General features: G+C 68.6%; 13 protein-coding genes. 11 read left to right on the top strand and 2 right to left on the bottom strand.

Annotated features, from left to right (window positions below):
- Positions 1-16 precede the first annotated feature (16 nt).
- The 11 genes from nuoC to nuoN all read left to right on the top strand — a co-directional run bounded on the left by nuoC (position 17) and on the right by nuoN (position 13,784).
- Positions 17-1,795 carry an NADH-quinone oxidoreductase subunit C/D gene (nuoC, locus tag ACTCB7_RS09665; protein WP_463006501.1) on the top strand — a complete coding sequence of 593 codons (1,779 nt, stop codon included), beginning with the start codon at positions 17-19 and terminating at the stop codon, positions 1,793-1,795.
- A 2-nt stretch (positions 1,796-1,797) separates the two neighbouring features.
- On the top strand, positions 1,798-2,301 hold the full coding sequence (gene nuoE / locus ACTCB7_RS09660) for an NADH-quinone oxidoreductase subunit NuoE (protein WP_163649656.1): 504 nt from the start codon (positions 1,798-1,800) through the stop codon (positions 2,299-2,301).
- Positions 2,298-3,656 (top strand): NADH-quinone oxidoreductase subunit NuoF, encoded by a 1,359-nt coding sequence (gene nuoF / locus ACTCB7_RS09655; RefSeq protein ID WP_463006500.1) that lies wholly within the window; start codon positions 2,298-2,300, stop codon positions 3,654-3,656. Before nuoE ends, nuoF begins: the two co-directional genes overlap by 4 nt.
- 45 nt (positions 3,657-3,701) lie before the next feature.
- The gene (nuoG, locus tag ACTCB7_RS09650) at positions 3,702-6,449 is read left to right on the top strand and encodes an NADH-quinone oxidoreductase subunit NuoG (protein WP_463006499.1); all 2,748 of its coding nucleotides are present in this window, start codon (positions 3,702-3,704) and stop codon (positions 6,447-6,449) included.
- Positions 6,446-7,426, top strand: coding sequence for an NADH-quinone oxidoreductase subunit NuoH (nuoH, locus tag ACTCB7_RS09645; RefSeq protein WP_163649659.1), 981 nt, complete (start codon positions 6,446-6,448; stop codon positions 7,424-7,426). Before nuoG ends, nuoH begins: the two co-directional genes overlap by 4 nt.
- 16 nt (positions 7,427-7,442) lie before the next feature.
- Positions 7,443-7,982: an NADH-quinone oxidoreductase subunit NuoI gene (nuoI, locus tag ACTCB7_RS09640; protein WP_463006498.1), complete on the top strand. Its 540-nt coding sequence runs from the start codon at positions 7,443-7,445 to the stop codon at positions 7,980-7,982.
- 21 nt (positions 7,983-8,003) lie between these two features.
- Positions 8,004-8,549 (top strand): NADH-quinone oxidoreductase subunit J, encoded by a 546-nt coding sequence (gene nuoJ, locus ACTCB7_RS09635; protein ID WP_463006497.1) that lies wholly within the window; start codon positions 8,004-8,006, stop codon positions 8,547-8,549.
- On the top strand, positions 8,546-8,854 hold the full coding sequence (gene nuoK / locus ACTCB7_RS09630) for an NADH-quinone oxidoreductase subunit NuoK (protein ID WP_163649662.1): 309 nt from the start codon (positions 8,546-8,548) through the stop codon (positions 8,852-8,854). Before nuoJ ends, nuoK begins: the two co-directional genes overlap by 4 nt.
- Positions 8,855-8,864: 10 nt before the next feature.
- On the top strand, positions 8,865-10,724 hold the full coding sequence (nuoL, locus tag ACTCB7_RS09625) for an NADH-quinone oxidoreductase subunit L (RefSeq protein WP_463006496.1): 1,860 nt from the start codon (positions 8,865-8,867) through the stop codon (positions 10,722-10,724).
- A gap of 67 nt (positions 10,725-10,791) precedes the next feature.
- Complete coding sequence (nuoM, locus tag ACTCB7_RS09620) at positions 10,792-12,339, top strand: NADH-quinone oxidoreductase subunit M (RefSeq protein WP_463006495.1); 1,548 nt, start codon at positions 10,792-10,794, stop codon at positions 12,337-12,339.
- Entirely contained in the window at positions 12,336-13,784 is a 1,449-nt protein-coding gene (nuoN, locus tag ACTCB7_RS09615) for an NADH-quinone oxidoreductase subunit NuoN (protein ID WP_463006494.1), read from the top strand. The genes nuoM and nuoN overlap by 4 nt, the downstream gene beginning before the upstream one ends.
- 51 nt (positions 13,785-13,835) lie before the next feature.
- On the opposite strand, the gene ACTCB7_RS09610 is transcribed toward nuoN, so the two are convergent.
- On the bottom strand, positions 13,836-15,242 hold the full coding sequence (locus ACTCB7_RS09610; RefSeq protein WP_463006493.1) for a TRAP transporter large permease: 1,407 nt from the start codon (positions 15,240-15,242) through the stop codon (positions 13,836-13,838).
- Positions 15,242-15,799 (bottom strand): TRAP transporter small permease subunit, encoded by a 558-nt coding sequence (locus tag ACTCB7_RS09605; RefSeq protein WP_463006492.1) that lies wholly within the window; start codon positions 15,797-15,799, stop codon positions 15,242-15,244. Before ACTCB7_RS09605 ends, ACTCB7_RS09610 begins: the two co-directional genes overlap by 1 nt.
- Positions 15,800-15,915 lie beyond the last annotated feature (116 nt).

Here is a 15,915-nt window from a genome sequence, read left to right as displayed (position 1 = left end):
GAGTTTGCCGACGCTCATGAGCGCTGACACACCGACCCCCGATCATGCGGCCGCCGCCGACGACCCGATCGTCGGCGCGCTCCGCCAGCGACTTGGCGAACACGCCGTCCTCGAGCAGGCCACGCTCACCGGCATGCCGGTGGTGTGGATCCCCCGCGAGTCGCTCACCGAGGTGCTCAAGTTCCTGCGCGACATGCCCGAGCCGTTCGAGATGCTCTACGACCTGTCGGCGGTCGACGAGCGGCTGCGTGCCAACCGCCGCGGCCTGCCGGCCTCGGACTTCACGGTCTTCTATCACCTGATGTCGATCTCGCGGAACCGCGACGTGATGCTCAAGGTGGCGCTCGACGAGCGTGACCTGAAGATCCCCAGCGTGGTCTCGCTCTACCCCAACGCCAATTGGTACGAGCGCGAGGTGTGGGACATGTTCGGCATCGATTTCGCCGGCCACCCGCACCTCACGCGGATTCTCATGCCGCCGACCTGGAACGGCCATCCGCTGCGCAAGGACCACGGCGCCCGGGCCACCGAGTTCGACCCCTACACGCTCACCGTCGAGGGCCAGGACGTCGAGCAGAAGGCGCTGCAGTTCAAGCCCGAGGAATGGGGCATGCGCCGCGAGAACGAGGACACCGAGTTCATGTTCCTCAACCTCGGGCCCAACCACCCCTCGGCGCACGGCGCGTTTCGCATCGTGCTGCAGCTCGACGGCGAGGAGATCGTCGACTGCGTGCCGGACATCGGCTACCACCACCGCGGCGCCGAGAAGATGGGCGAGCGCCAGTCCTGGCACAGCTTCATCCCCTACACCGACCGCATCGACTACACCGGCGGGGTGATGAACAACCTGCCCTACATCCTCGCGGTGGAGAAGCTCGCCGGCATCGAGGTGCCCGAGCGCGCCATGACCATCCGCGTGATGATGGCCGAGATGTTCCGCATCACCAGCCACCTGCTGTTCCTGGGCACCTACCTGCAGGACCTGGGGGCGATGACCCCGGTGTTCTTCACCTTCACCGACCGCCAGAAGGGCTACGAGGTGATCGAGGCGATCACCGGCTTCCGCATGCACCCGGCGTGGTACCGCATCGGCGGCACGGCGATGGATCTGCCCAAAGGCTGGGATACCCTGGTCCAGGGCTTCCTCGACTGGATGCCCAAGCGGCTCGTCGAGTACGAGCGGGCGATGATGGAGAACGCCATCGTCCGCGAGCGCACCCGTCACATCGCCGCCTACACCACCCGCGAGGCGCTGGCCTGGGGCGTCACCGGCCCCAACCTGCGCGCCACCGGCTGCGACTTCGACCTGCGCAAGAAGCGCCCCTACGGCGGCTACGAGAACTTCGACTTCGAGGTGCCGCTGGGCAGCAACGGCGACGTCTTCGACCGCGGCCAGATCCGCATCGAGGAGATGCGCCAGAGCCTGCGCATCATCCAGCAGTGCGTCGACCACATGCCCTCGGGCGATTACAAGGCCGACCACCCGCTGACCACGCCGCCGCCGCGCGAGAAGATGCTCCAGCACATCGAGACGCTGATCACCCACTTCCTGCAGGTCTCCTGGGGGCCGGTGCTCAGGCCCAACGAGTCGCTGCAGATGATCGAGGCGACCAAGGGCATCAACAGCTACTACCTGACCAGCGACGGCAACACCATGAGCTACCGCACGCGCATTCGCACGCCGAGCTTCCCGCACCTGCAGCAGATCCCGGCGGTGATGCGCGGCGGCTTCGTGCCCGACCTGATCGCCCACCTGGGGAGTATCGACTTCGTCATGGCCGACGTGGATCGCTGAACATGAACGACACCGCACGCACCATCGCCCGCGACGGCTTCGTCATCGAGCCCGAGGACCGTCGCGCCATCGAGCACGAACGCGACCACTACGAGCAGCCCCAGGCGGCCTGCATCGAGGCGCTCAAGATCGTCCAGCGCCGCCACGGCTGGGTGCCCGACGCGGCGATCCCGGCGATCGCCGAGGTACTGGGCGTGGGGCCCGCCGACGTCGAGGGCGTGGCGACCTTCTACAGCCTGATCTTCCGCCAGCCGGTGGGGCGCCACGTGATCCTGGTCTGCGACAGCAGCTCGTGCTTTCTCAACGACTACGAGGAACTGCGCGACGCGCTGTCGGCCGAGCTCGGCATCGGCTTCGGCCAGACCACCGCCGACGGCCGCTTCACGCTGCTGCCGGTGTGCTGCCTGGGGGCCTGCGATCGCGGCCCGACGCTGATGATCGACGACTGCACCTACGGCCCCGTCGCCCCCGGCGACGTGGCCGACCTGCTGGAGGGCTTCGCATGAGCGTGACGCGCTATCACAGCCAGCTTCGCCAGAGCGCCGCCGAGCGTCGTGCCGAGACGCACCCGCTGACCTGGCGGCTGCGCGACGACGGCGCCCGGATCGGGCTCGACGAGTACGTCGGCAAGGACGGCTACGCCGCCGTGCGCGAGGTGCTCAACCGGCAGTCCCCCGACGACGTGGTCGCCACCATGAAGGAGGCCAACGTGCGCGGGCGTGGCGGCGCGGGCTTCTCGGCGGGCATGAAGTGGAGCCTGACCATGAAGGGGGGCAGCATTCCGCGCGGCTACCTGGTGTGCAACGCCGACGAGATGGAGCCCGGCACCTTCAAGGATCGCCTGCTGCTCGAGCAGCAGCCGCACCTGCTGATCGAGGGCATGATCCTCGGCGCCTACGCCAACCACTCCCGCTACGGCTACATCTTCCTGCGCGGCGAGTACGTCGAGGCCGCCCGCGCCGTGCAGCAGGCCCTCGACGAGGCCCGCGAGGCCGGCTGGCTGGGCGACGACATCGCCGGTAGCGGCTTCGACTTCGACATCGCCCTGCATACCGGCGCCGGGCGCTACATCTGCGGCGAGGAGACCGCGCTGATCAGCTCGCTGGAGGGCAAGCGCGCCAACCCCCGCGCCAAGCCGCCGTTTCCCGGCCAGTCCGGCGCCTGGGGCAAGCCGACCGTGGTCAACAACGTCGAGACGTTCTGCAATGCCCCGGCGGTGATGGCCCACGGCGCCAAGTGGTACCAGGATCTGTCCGGCGAGCTGAGCAACGACGGCGGCACCAAGCTGTTCGGTGTCTCGGGCAAGGTCGAGCGCACCGGGCTGTGGGAGCTGCCGATCGGCACCCCGGGGCGCGAGCTGCTCGAGCGCGCCGGCGGCCTGCGCGACGGCAAGGCGCTGAAGACCTGGCTGCCCGGCGGCGGGAGTACCGGTTTCCTGCTGCCCGAGCATCTCGATTCGGCACTCGACTTCGACACCATCGGCAAGCTGGGCAGCCGCCTGGGCACCGGACTGCTGACGGTGGTCAACGAGGACCAGAGCGTGCTGTCGCTGGTGCGCAACCTGGAGCAGTTCTTTGCCCGCGAGTCCTGTGGCTGGTGCACCCCCTGCCGCGACGGCCTGCCGTGGACGGTGAAGCTCCTCCAGGCGCTGGAGCGCGGCGAGGGCGAGCGCGGCGATGTCGAGCTGCTCGACAAGCTGGCCGACGACCTGGGGCCGGGCAAGACCTTCTGCGCCCACGCCCCGGGGGCGGCGATGCCGCTGGCGTCGGCGCTCCAGTACTTCCGCGACGAGTTCGAGCGCGGCGTGACGCATCCGCCGCGTACCGCGCACGCCGACCCCATCCCGGTGGGCCAGATATGAGGCGTTACCGGCATCGATCCATTCACTGCGAGGCGAGGTAAGGGCATGGCGACGATTCACGTGGACGGGCAGCGCTACGACGTGGACGGGGCGGACAACCTGCTGGACGCCTGCCTGTCGCTGGGCCTCGACGTGCCCTACTTCTGCTGGCACCCGGCGATGGGCAGCGTCGGCGCCTGCCGCCAGTGCGCGGTCAAGCAGTTCAAGGATGAAGACGACACCCGGGGCAAGCTGGTGATGTCGTGCATGACGCCGGCGTCCGACGGTTCCTGGATCTCGATCGATGATGACGAGGCCCGTGAGTTCCGCGCCAGCGTCGTCGAGTGGCTGATGATCAACCACCCCCACGACTGCCCGGTCTGCGAGGAGGGCGGCCACTGCCACCTGCAGGACATGACGGTGATGACCGGTCACGACCGGCGGCGCTACCGCTTCCGCAAGCGCACCCACCGCAACCAGTACCTGGGGCCGTTCATCGCCCACGAGATGAACCGCTGCATCACCTGCTACCGTTGCGTGCGCTTCTACCGGGACTACGCCGGGGGCACCGACCTGGGCGCCTTCGGCGCCAACGACAACATCTACTTCGGCCGCCATCAGGAGGGCGTGCTGGAAAGCCCCTTCGCCGGCAACCTGACCGAGGTCTGCCCGACCGGGGTGTTCACCGACCAGACCCACTCCGAGCGCTACACCCGCAAGTGGGACCTGCAGTTTGCGCCGAGCCTCTGCCATCAGTGCGCGGTGGGCTGCAACATCAGCCCCGGCGAGCGCTACGGCGACATCCGGCGCATCGAGAACCGCTACCACGGCGAGGTCAATCGCTATTTTCTCTGCGACCGCGGGCGCTTCGGCTACGGCTACGTCAACCGCGACGACCGGCCGCGCCTGCCGGAATGGCGCAGCGACCGGGGCGACGAGCGCGTCACCCTGGAAGTGGATGCCGCCCTGGACCGGGGGGCCGACCGCCTGCGCAGCGCCCGCCGGGTGATCGGCATCGGCTCGCCGCGCGCCAGCCTGGAGAGCAACCACCAGCTGCGTGCTCTGGTCGGCGAGGGCAACTTCTCGACCGGCATCGCCGCCGCCGAGCAGCGCCTGCTGGCGCGCATGCAGACGCTCAACCGTGAATGCGGCCTGCCCACGCCGACGCTGCGTGACGTCGAGCATCACGATGCGGTGCTGATTCTCGGCGAGGACCTGATCGCCAGCGCCGCCCGGGTCGCCCTGTCCGTGCGCCAGGCCGCCCAGGCGCGGCGCGAGGCGCTGGCCGCCGAGCGCGGCATCCCCGCCTGGAACGACGCCGCGGTGCGCACCCTGGGCCAGGACCGCTACCATCCGGTGTTCATCGCCTATCCCGCCGCCACCGAGCTGGACGACATCACCGCGGGCGGCTGGACGCTGGCGCCTGATGACATCGCCCGGCTGGGCTTCGCCGTGGCCCACGAGATCGACGCCGCGGCGCCGGCGGTCGACCATCTCGACGCCGCCACCCGCGAGGCGGCCCGCGAGATCGCCGCCAGCCTGCTGGCCGCCGAGCGGCCGCTGGTGATCAGCGGCGGCTCGCTGGGCTCGGAAGCCATCGTCGAAGCCGCCGGCAATGTGGCCCGGGCGCTGGCCCGCCGGGCGTGCCGGGGCAGCCTGATGCTGGTGCGGCGCGAGGCCAACAGCACCGGGCTGGCGCTGATGGGCGGCGCGCCGCTGGAATGGGCGCTCGACGAACTCGAGAGCCGGCGCGCCGACGCCGTGGTGATCCTGGAGAACGATCTCCATCAGCGGTTGCCGAGTGCGCGCATCGAGACGGCGCTGGATGCCGCGGAGACCGTGGTGGTGCTCGATCACCAGCGCACCGCCACCTGGGAGCGGGCCCACCTGGGCCTGCCGGCGGCGGCCTTCACCGAAGCCGACGGCACCCTGGTCAGCCTCGAGGGGCGCGCCCAGCGCTTCTTCCAGGTCTTCGACCCGGCCTACATGCGCCCGGAGACGCGCATCCGCGAGAGCTGGCGCTGGCTGCACGTGCTGCGGGCCGACGTGCTGCGCCACGACGTCGGCGACATCGCCCTGGATGCGGTGACCCGCGACTGCGCCCGCCACTATCCCGACCTGGCCGCCATCATCGATGCCGCGCCGGGGGCCGACTACCGGGTCCGCGGGCTCAAGCTGGCCCGCGAGCCGCAGCGCTACAGCGGTCGCACCGCCATGCGCGCCCACATCAACGTCAGCGAGCCGCGTGCCCCGCAGGACCCGGATTCGGCCTTCACCTTCTCGATGGAGGGCTACAACGGCTTCGACCGGCCCCGCGAGGAGGTCGCCTTCGCCTGGGCGCCGGGCTGGAACTCGCCCCAGGCCTGGAACAAGTTCACCGACGAGGTCGGCGGCCATCTGCGCGCCGGCGACCCGGGGGTGCGCCTGCTGGCGCCCCGGCCCGGCGGCTATCGCTATGCCGACGCCATCCCCGCGGTCCATCGCCCCGCAGAGGATGAGTGGAAGGTGGTGGTGCTGCCGCGGCTGTTCGGCGGCGACGAGACCTCGGCCCGCGCCGCACCGATCCAGACCCGGGCGGGCGCCCCGGTCGTGAGGCTGGCGGCCGATGACGCCGCCCGGCTGGGCGTGCGCGACGGCCAGCCGCTGCGCGTCGCGGGCGAGCACGGTGCACTCGTGCTGCCGGCGCGCTGCGAGGCGAGCTGGCCGGCGGGCACCATCGGGGTGCCCGCGGGGATCGAGCCGTGGCCGGCCGGCGGTGAAGCGGTGACTCTGGCCGTGGCCGCAACGCAAGCCAACGAGGAGGGGCGCGCATGAACTGGTTGTCGGAGCCCGTCGCCGCCAGCCTGATCGCCATGCTCCAGGCGCTGGTGATCCTGCTGGGCGCGGTACTGCTGGGGGCGGTGATGACGGTGGTCGAGCGCCGCCTGCTGGGGCTGTGGCAGGACCGCTACGGCCCCAACCGGGTGGGGCCCTTCGGCTCGCTGCAGCTGATCGCCGACATGATCAAGATCTTCTTCAAGGAGGACTGGATCCCGCCCTTCGCCGACCGCACGCTGTATGTGCTGGCCCCGGGCATCGCCATGGCCTCGCTGCTGCTGTCGTTCATGATCATCCCCATCACTCCGGGCTGGGGCGTGGCCGACTTCAACATCGGGCTGCTGTTCTTCCTCGCCCTGGCCGGCATCAACGTCTACGCGGTGCTGTTCGGCGGCTGGGCGAGCGGCAACAAGTACGCCCTGCTCGGCGCCATGCGCGCCTCGGCGCAGACGCTCTCCTACGAGGTGTTCATGGGCCTGGCGCTGATGGGCGTGGTGGCCATGGCCGGCTCGTTCAACATGCGCGAGATCGTCAACGCCCAGGAGGGGCTGTGGTTCGTGGTGCCGCAGTTCTTCGGCTTCTGCACCTTCCTGATCGCCGGCATCGCGGTGACCCACCGCCATCCCTTCGACCAGCCCGAGGCCGAGCAGGAGCTGGCCGACGGCTACCACGTCGAGTACTCGAGCATGAAGTTCGGCATGTTCTTCATCGGCGAGTACGTGGGCATGGTGCTGGTCTCGGCGCTGATCGTCACGCTGTTCTTCGGCGGCTGGCACGGCCCCTGGCTGCCGCCGATCGTCTGGTTCTCCCTCAAGACGGCGGCCTTCCTGGTGCTGTTCGTGCTGCTGCGCGCCTCGTTGCCACGACCGCGCTACGACCGGGTGATGAGCTTCGGCTGGAAGGTCTGCCTGCCGCTGACCCTGATCAATCTGCTGGTGACCGGGGCGGTGATCCTGATCGCCGACCCGCTGTGACCGAGGAGCGATGCCCATGCTGATGAACGTGATCAAAGGCACCGTTTCCCAGCTGCGCACGCTGGGCATGGTCTTCATGCACAGCTTCCGCAAGCGGGAGACGCTCAACTACCCCGACGAGCCGGTGCCGCTGCCGCCGCGCTACCGGGGGCGCATCGTGCTGACCCGCGACCCGGACGGCGAGGAACGCTGCGTGGCCTGCAACCTGTGCGCGGTGGCCTGCCCGGTAGCCTGCATCTCGCTGCAGAAGGGCGAGCGCGAGGACGGCCGCTGGTATCCCGAGTTCTTCCGCATCAACTTCTCGCGCTGCATCTTCTGCGGCATGTGCGAGGAGGCCTGCCCGACGTCGGCGATCCAGCTCACTCCGGACTTCGAGATGAGCGAGTTCCGGCGCCAGGAACTGGTCTACGAGAAGGACGACCTGCTGATCAACGGCCCCGGCAAGGACCATGACTATCACTTCTACAAGGTCGCGGGGCTGGCGATCGCCGGCAAGGACAAGGGCAAGGCGCGCAACGAGGCCGAGCCGATCGACGTCAAGACGCTGCTCCCCTGAACCGCACGCGAAGGGAATGACATGGAAATCGCCTTTTATCTGAGTGCTCTGGTCGCGGTGCTGGCGACCTTGGGCGTGATCACCAACACCAACCCGGTGCATGCGCTGCTCTACCTGATCATCTCGCTGATCAGCGTGGCGATGGTGTTCTTCGCCCTGGGGGCGCCGTTCGCCGGGGCCCTGGAAGTGATCGTCTACGCCGGGGCGATCATGGTGCTGTTCGTGTTCGTGGTGATGATGCTCAACCTCGGCGAGACGGTGGTCGCCCAGGAGCGCGCCTGGATGCGCCCCCGGGTCTGGCTGGGGCCCTCGGTGCTGGCGGGTATTCTGATGCTGACCCTGATCGCCACGCTGTGGGGCGGTGATGCCGGGCGGGTCATCGGGGGCGAGACGCTGACCGCCCGGGCCGTGGGCAGCCTGCTGTTCGGCCCCTGGCTGCTGGTGGTCGAGCTGGCGGCCATGCTGCTGCTGGCGGCGCTGGTCACCGCGTCGCACGTGGGGCGGCTGCCGGAGCCGGACAAGCCCGCCGTCAGTCGTGAATCCGGAGCCCGCAAGGAGGCCTCATGAGCGGTATCCCCATGGAGCACGGCCTGGTGCTGGCCGCGATGCTCTTCACCCTGGGTCTGGCCGGGCTGGTCTGCCGGCGCAACATGGTGTTCGTGCTGATGAGCCTGGAGATCATGCTCAACGCCGCGGCGCTGGCCTTCATCGTCGCCGGCACCGGCTGGGGCAAGCCCGAGGGCCAGGCGATGTTCCTGCTGGTGATCACCCTGGCCGCGGCCGAGGCCAGCATCGGCCTGGCGCTGCTGATCCAGCTGCACCATCGCTTCAAGACGCTGGACGTGGATGCGGCCAGCCGCATGAACGGATGAGGAGCCGCCAATGACGTTACTGCCCTGGACCTTCCTGCTGCCGCTGGCCGGCACCCTGATCCTGTCGCTGTCGCGAGGCCGGCTGTCGCCGCGCGCCAGCTCGGTGGTCGGGGTGACCAGCGTGGGCCTGGCGGCGCTGGTCGCCGCCTGGGTCGGCTGGCGCTTCCTGGCGTCCGGCGAGACGAGCATCGACATGACCCTGTGGACCTGGGTGACGGTCGGCGACTTCCGGCCGACCATCGGGCTGCACCTGGACGGGCTGTCGCTGACGCTCATGGGCATCATCACCGGCGTCGGCTTTTTGATCCATCTGTTCGCCGCCTGGTACATGCAGGACGAGGCCGGGAGGCTTCGCTTCTTCGCCTACATGAACCTGTTCGTGTTCAGCATGCTGCTGCTGGTGCTCGGCGACAACGTGCTGCTGCTCTACCTGGGCTGGGAAGGCGTGGGGCTGTGCAGCTATCTGCTGATCGGCTACTACTTCGAGACCGCGGCCAACGGCTGGGCGGCCTTCAAGGCCTTCATCATCACCCGGCTGGGTGATGTCTTCCTGGCGATCGGCCTGTTTTTGATGTTCCGCGAACTGGGCACGCTGGACATCACCGAGATCCTCGCCCGGGCTCCCGACGTGTGGGCCGAGGGCGCCTGGCAGGCCCAGGTCGCGTCGCTGCTGATCCTCGGCGGGGCGCTGGGCAAGTCGGCGCAGCTGCCGCTGCATACCTGGCTGGCCGACGCCATGGCCGGCCCGACTCCGGTCTCGGCGCTGATCCATGCGGCGACCATGGTCACCGCCGGGGTCTACCTGATCGCCCGGCTGCACGGCGTCTTCGAGCTGGCCCCCGCGGTGCTCTACCTGGTCGGCGTGATCGGCGCGCTGACCCTGCTGCTCGCCGGCTTCGCCGCGCTGGCGCAGACCGACATCAAGCGCGTGCTGGCCTATTCGACGATGAGCCAGATCGGCTACATGTTCCTGGCGCTGGGTGTCGGTGCCTACGATGCGGCGATCTTCCACCTGATGACCCACGCCTTCTTCAAGGCGCTGCTGTTCCTCTCCGCCGGCTCGGTGATCGTCTGTACCCACCACGAGCAGGACATGCGCCGGCTGGGCGGGCTGTGGCGCAAGCTGCCGCTTACCTACGCCGGCTTCGTGATCGGCGGGGCGGCGCTCTCGGCGCTGCCGCTGGTCTCGGCCGGTTTCTTCAGCAAGGACGAGATCCTCTGGCAGGAGCTGGCCTCCGGCCATGGCGGACTGATGCTGGCCGGGCTGGTCGGCGCCTTCCTCACCTCGCTGTACACGCTGCGCCTGATCATCGGCACCTTCCACGGCGAGCCGGGCAGCGACAATGCCCGCCATGCCGAGCCGGGGCGCGGGCCGGTCCACGGCTTGCCGCTGGTGGTGCTGGCGGTGCTCTCCACCTTCATCGGGGCATGGATCCACCCGCCGCTCGAGGGCGTGCTGCCGGCCGGCCCCGGGGCCGATGCCCACGGCGCCGGCCATACCGTGCTGGGCGTCGTCGCGGCGCTGGTGTCGCTGGGCGGGCTGGTCGTCGCCGCCTGGCTGTTCCTGCGGCGCCAGCGCTGGCTGGCCGAGCGCGTGGCCGGCGGCTGGGAGGCGCGCCTTTGGTGGTTCTGGAATCAGGCCTGGGGCTTCGACATCGCCTACGACCGGCTGTTCGTGCGGCCCTATCGGTGGCTGGTGCGGCTGCTGCGCAGCGACGTCATCGACCGTGCCCTGCTGTTGCCGGCCTGGCTCTCCTGGGCGCTGCATCGCGGCCTGAGCCTGACCCAGTCCGGCAAGCTGCGGCTCTATGCCACCACCATGGCGGCCGGGGCGACCCTGATTTTGCTGGTACTGGTACTGGGGGGATGACGATGCCATCGGTCCGCGCGCGCGGGACAACGCCGCTGATGTTTCAACGACAGGGAATCCACCGCTTATGACGCTGCTCTGGCTGATCCTGATCCCCTTCATCGGGGGCCTGCTGTGCTGGCAGGCCGAACGCTTCGGCCCTATGCCCCCCCGCTGGATCGCCCTGGGGACGATGCTGATCGAATTGCTGATCACGCTGGGGCTGTGGTTCCAGGGGGAATACCACCTGGCCAACGCCGGCACGGCCAGCGAGGCGGTGCGCTGGTCGATGGAGTGGCGCGTGCCGTGGATTCCACGCTTCGGCATCGACGTGCACCTGGCGCTCGACGGCCTGTCGCTGGTGCTGATCGCGTTGACCGGTTTCCTGGGCATGCTCGCCGTGCTGTGTTCGTGGAACGAGATCGTCAAGCGGGTCGGCTTCTTCCACCTCAACCTGCTGTGGATCCTCGGCGGCGTGGTCGGGGTGTTCCTGTCGATCGACCTGTTCCTGTTCTTCTTCTTCTGGGAAATGATGCTGGTGCCGATGTACTTCCTGATCGCGCTGTGGGGGCACAGCGGTTCGGAAGGGCGGACCCGCATCCGCGCGGCGACCAAGTTCTTCATCTACACCCAGGCCAGCGGGCTGCTGATGCTGGTGTCGATCCTGGGGCTGGTGTTCGTCCACCACGCCAATACCGGCGAGTATTCCTTCGACTACGCCACCCTGATGCAGACCTCGCTGTCGGAGAGCACGGCGATGTGGCTGATGCTGGGCTTCTTCGTCGCCTTCGCCGTCAAGCTGCCGGTGGTGCCGGTCCACGGCTGGCTGCCCGACGCCCACGCCCAGGCGCCCACCGCGGGTAGCGTCGATCTAGCGGGGATCCTGCTCAAGACCGCGGCCTATGGCATGCTGCGCTTCGCCCTGCCGCTGTTCCCCGATGCCTCCCAGGCGTTCGCGCCGGTGGCGATGACCCTGGGGGTGATCGGCATCTTCTACGGCGCGATCCTGGCCTGTGGCCAGCAGGACATGAAGCGGCTGATCGCCTATACCAGCATCGCCCACATGGGCTTCGTGCTGATCGGCATCTACGCCGGCACCGAGCTGGCGCTGCAGGGCGTGGTGCTGATGATGGTGGCCCACGCCTTCTCGGCGGCCGGGCTGTTCATCCTCAGCGGCCAGCTCTACGAGCGCCTGAACACGCGCGACATGCGCCAGATGGGCGGGCTCTGGGGGCGCCTGGGCAGCCTGCCGGGCTTCTCGCTGTGCTTCGTCGCCGCCTCGCTGGGCATGCCGGGCACCGCCAACTTCCTCGGTGAGTTCCTGATCCTGTTCGGTAGCTTCCCGGTGGCACCCGGTTTCGTGGTGGTGGCCAGTTTCGGCTTCGTGCTGGCGGCCGTCTATTCGCTGCTGCTGATGCAGCGCGTGTACTTCGGCCCGGCCCAGGGTGAAGGCGTGTTTGCCGACCTGGATCGGCGCGAATACCTGATGATGCTGTCGCTGGTGGGCCTGGTGCTGCTGTTCGGGCTCTATCCCCAGCCCCTGCTGGATACCACGGGCGCGGCCATGGGTGAGGTGCAGCGCCTGTTCGGTGTCGTTTCACAGTCGACCACTCTTCTGCTGACGGGGGCCCCATGACGTTGACCGCGACGCAATTGATGGCGCTGATGCCGCTGATCCTGGTCTGCGCCACGGCCATCGGGGTGATGCTGGCGATCGCCTGGCGGCGCCATCACACCGCCATCGCCACCTTCACCGCGGTAGGGCTCAACCTGGCCCTGCTGGCGCTGATCGGCGTGTGGTTCATGGCGCCGCTGACCACGCCGTTGCTGGCCATCGACGGGCTGGCCCTGTTCTCGGCGGCGCTGATTCTGGTCGCGGCACTGGCCTGCACGACCCTGGCACACGCCTACCTGGCCCATTACGGCGGCCCGCGCGAGGAATTCTACCTGCTGCTGCTGTGCGCCACGGCGGGCGGGCTGGTACTGTCGGCGAGCACCCACCTGGCGACGCTGTTCTTCGGTCTGGAGCTGGTGTCGATGCCGCTCTACGGGATGCTCGCCTACACCTATCGGGAGCGTCGCTCGCTGGAGGCGGGGGTCAAGTACCTGGTGCTGTCGGCGGCGGCGACCGCCTTCCTGCTGTTCGGCATGGCGCTGCTGTTCGCCGAGACCGGCCACCTGGACTTTGCCGGCCTGGTTTCCGGGCTCGGCGACGACATCGGTGTCTGGGGGCTGGCGGGGGCCGCGATGATGATCATCGGCCTGGGCTTCAAGCTCTCGGTGGTACCCTTCCACATGTGGACGCCGGACGTCTACGAGGGCGGGCCGGGGCCGGCCGCCACCTTCCTGGCCACGGCCAGCAAGGTGGCGGTGTTCACCGTGCTGCTGCGGTTGGTGATGGCGTCTCCGGCCTTCCAGGCCAGCGCCCTGCACACTGTGCTGGCGGTGCTCGCCGTGCTTACCATGCTGGTGGGCAACCTGCTGGCGGTGACCCAGTCCAACCTCAAGCGGCTGCTGGGCTATTCGTCGATCGCCCACTTCGGCTACCTGCTGACCGCGCTGGTAATCGGCGACGGCCTGTCGGTCGAGGCCACCGGGGTCTATCTGGTCACCTACATGCTCACCACCTTGGGCGCCTTCGGTGTGGTGACGCTGATCTCGAGCCCCTACGGCGGCTCGGACGCGGCGGCGCTGCACCACTATCGCGGGCTGTTCTGGCGGCGTCCCTACCTGACGGCGGTGCTGACGATCACCATGCTGTCGATGGCGGGCATCCCCTTCACCGCCGGTTTCATCGGCAAGTTCTACATCGTCGCGCTGGGTGTCGAGGCCGGGCGCTGGTGGCTGGTCGGCGCGGTGATCGCGGGCAGCGCCATCGGCCTGTTCTACTACCTGCGGGTGATGGTCACCCTGTACCTGGCCGAGGCCGGCATGCAGCGTCGCGACGCCCCCGAGGACTGGGCGGTCCAGGCCGGCGGGCTGATGGTGCTGGTCGTGGCGGTACTGGTGATCGTGCTGGGGATCTATCCGGCGCCGATGATCGATGGCGTACGGGTGGTCAGCGCCATGATGCTGGGCTGACCGGGTGACGAGGGCCCCGCGCCGGCCGGCGCGGGGCACTCGGTCCGGCACCTACTTGAACTGCGCCGGCAGCCAGGTGGCCAGCTCGGGAATGAAGGTCAGTGCGACGAGCATGGCGATCTGCAGCACGATGAACGGGATCACGCCGCGATAGATCGCCGTGGTGGGCACCGACTCCGGGGCCACGCCACGCAGGTAGAACAGCGCGAAGCCGAAGGGCGGCGTCAGGAAGGAGGTCTGCAGGTTGATGGCGATCATGATGCCCAGCCACACTGGGTCGAGGCCCATGGCCAGCAGCACCGGGCCGACGATCGGCACTACCACGAAGGTGATCTCGATGAAGTCGAGGATGAACCCCAGGAAGAAGATCACCAGCATGACGATGAGCGTCGCGCCCACCACGCCGCCGGGCATGTTGTTGAAGATATCCTTGACCAGCGCCTCGCCGCCGTAGGCGCGGAAGACCAGCGAGAACAGTGCCGCGCCCACCAGGATCAAGAACACCATGGTGGTGACATGGGTGGTCGAGCGCACCACATCGGTGAGCGTGGCGCGGTCCAGCTTGCGGTAGGCCAGCGCCAGTACCAGCGCACCGAAGGCGCCCACCGCCGAGGCCTCGGTGGGCGTGGCGAAGCCGCCGAGGATCGAGCCGAGCACGGCGACGATCAGCGCCATCGGCGGCACCAGCCCCTTGAGCAGCAGGGTCCACAGGCTGCCGTTGTGGCCCAGTTCCGCCATCAGCTCGCGGCGATCGGCCGGCGGGGCGGACTCGGGCTTGAGCCAGGCGATGAACGCCACGTAGGCGATGTACAGCACGACCAGGATCATCCCGGGGATCAGCGCGCCGATGAACAGGTCGCCGACCGAGACGGTCTTGGGGCTCCAGATGCCCATCGACAGCTGGGCCTGCTGGTAGGCGGAGGAGAGCACGTCGCCGAGCAGCACCAGGGCGATCGACGGCGGGATGATCTGACCCAGGGTGCCGGTGGCGCAGATCGTCCCGGTGGCCAGCGACTGGCTGTAGCCGCGCTTGAGCATGGTCGGCAGTGACAGCAGGCCCATGGTTACCACGGTGGCACCGACGATGCCGGTGGAGGCGGCCAGCAGCATGCCGACGATGGTCACCGAAATGCCCAGGCCGCCACGCAGCGAGCCGAACAGCAGCGCCATGGCGTCGAGCAGGGTCTCGGCGACCTTGGACTTCTCCAGCAGCACGCCCATCAGCACGAACAGCGGCACGGCGAGCAGCGTCTGGTTGGTCATGGTGCCGAAGAGGCGGTTGGGGAAGGCCGCCAGGAAGCTGGCATCGAAGTTGGCATCGATGCCCAGCGCCTGCAGGCCCATGCCCAGCCCGGCGAAGGCCAGCGAGGTCCCGGCCAGCGTCAGGGCGACCGGGAAGCCGGCCATCAGCACGATACAGATCAGCGCGAAGAGCACCAGCGGCATGAACTCCAGCATCAGAGGCGCTCCTCGGCATGGTCGTGGCCTTCCTGCGGCGGCAGCCGGCCGCCGATGATCAGGCTCTTGCGGATGACCTCGCCGATGCCCTGCAGGATCATCAGGCCGGCGAACAGCGGGATCAGCGTCTTGAGCAAAAAGACCCCGTGGATGCCGCCGGTGTCCGGCGAGCCCTCGAGAATCGCCCAGGACTTGCCCACGTAGCCCAGGCTGGTGGCGATCACGAAGACCATGAACGGCAGCAGCAGCAGCAGGGTGCCGAGCAGGTCGACCCAGGCCTGCCTTCGCGGCGAGAAGTTGCGATAGAAGATATCCACCCGCACATGCCCGTCATGCTTGAGCGTGTAGCCGGCGGCCAGCAGGAAGAGGGTGGCGTGCATGTACATCACCGACTCCTGCATGGGAATGCTGTTGAAATTGAAGAGATAGCGCAGCACGACTATCAGGAACTGGATCAGCATCATGGCCATGACCAGCCAGGCGAGCGCCTTGCCCAGCCGTTCGGTGATGGCGTCGATCCAGGCCAGGGGGGCTGGCAGGGATGGACCTCGATTCATGAAACCCTCGCTTGCGTGGCGTTGTTTGTCGGTTGCTGTCGTATCGACACGCCGGCCGCCAACTTTAGCGGCGGCGTGACGGCCACGCCGGAGCGCCGGAACGCCGGAACGCCGCT

The organism is Modicisalibacter sp., from assembly GCF_055145905.1.
This window is presented reverse-complemented; position numbering and strand designations above follow the sequence as displayed.

Bases quoted from the DNA above. Each gene is read 5' to 3' on its own strand.
- nuoC (WP_463006501.1), top strand. From the start codon at position 17: ATGAGCGCTGACACACCGACCCCCGATCATGCGGCCGCCGCCGACGAC.
- nuoE (WP_163649656.1), top strand. From the start codon at position 1,798: ATGAACGACACCGCACGCACCATCGCCCGCGACGGCTTCGTCATCGAG.
- nuoF (WP_463006500.1), top strand. From the start codon at position 2,298: ATGAGCGTGACGCGCTATCACAGCCAGCTTCGCCAGAGCGCCGCCGAG.
- nuoG (WP_463006499.1), top strand. From the start codon at position 3,702: ATGGCGACGATTCACGTGGACGGGCAGCGCTACGACGTGGACGGGGCG.
- nuoH (WP_163649659.1), top strand. From the start codon at position 6,446: ATGAACTGGTTGTCGGAGCCCGTCGCCGCCAGCCTGATCGCCATGCTC.
- nuoI (WP_463006498.1), top strand. From the start codon at position 7,443: ATGCTGATGAACGTGATCAAAGGCACCGTTTCCCAGCTGCGCACGCTG.
- nuoJ (WP_463006497.1), top strand. From the start codon at position 8,004: ATGGAAATCGCCTTTTATCTGAGTGCTCTGGTCGCGGTGCTGGCGACC.
- nuoK (WP_163649662.1), top strand. From the start codon at position 8,546: ATGAGCGGTATCCCCATGGAGCACGGCCTGGTGCTGGCCGCGATGCTC.
- nuoL (WP_463006496.1), top strand. From the start codon at position 8,865: ATGACGTTACTGCCCTGGACCTTCCTGCTGCCGCTGGCCGGCACCCTG.
- nuoM (WP_463006495.1), top strand. From the start codon at position 10,792: ATGACGCTGCTCTGGCTGATCCTGATCCCCTTCATCGGGGGCCTGCTG.
- nuoN (WP_463006494.1), top strand. From the start codon at position 12,336: ATGACGTTGACCGCGACGCAATTGATGGCGCTGATGCCGCTGATCCTG.
- ACTCB7_RS09610 (WP_463006493.1), bottom strand. From the start codon at position 15,242: ATGCTGGAGTTCATGCCGCTGGTGCTCTTCGCGCTGATCTGTATCGTG.
- ACTCB7_RS09605 (WP_463006492.1), bottom strand. From the start codon at position 15,799: ATGAATCGAGGTCCATCCCTGCCAGCCCCCCTGGCCTGGATCGACGCC.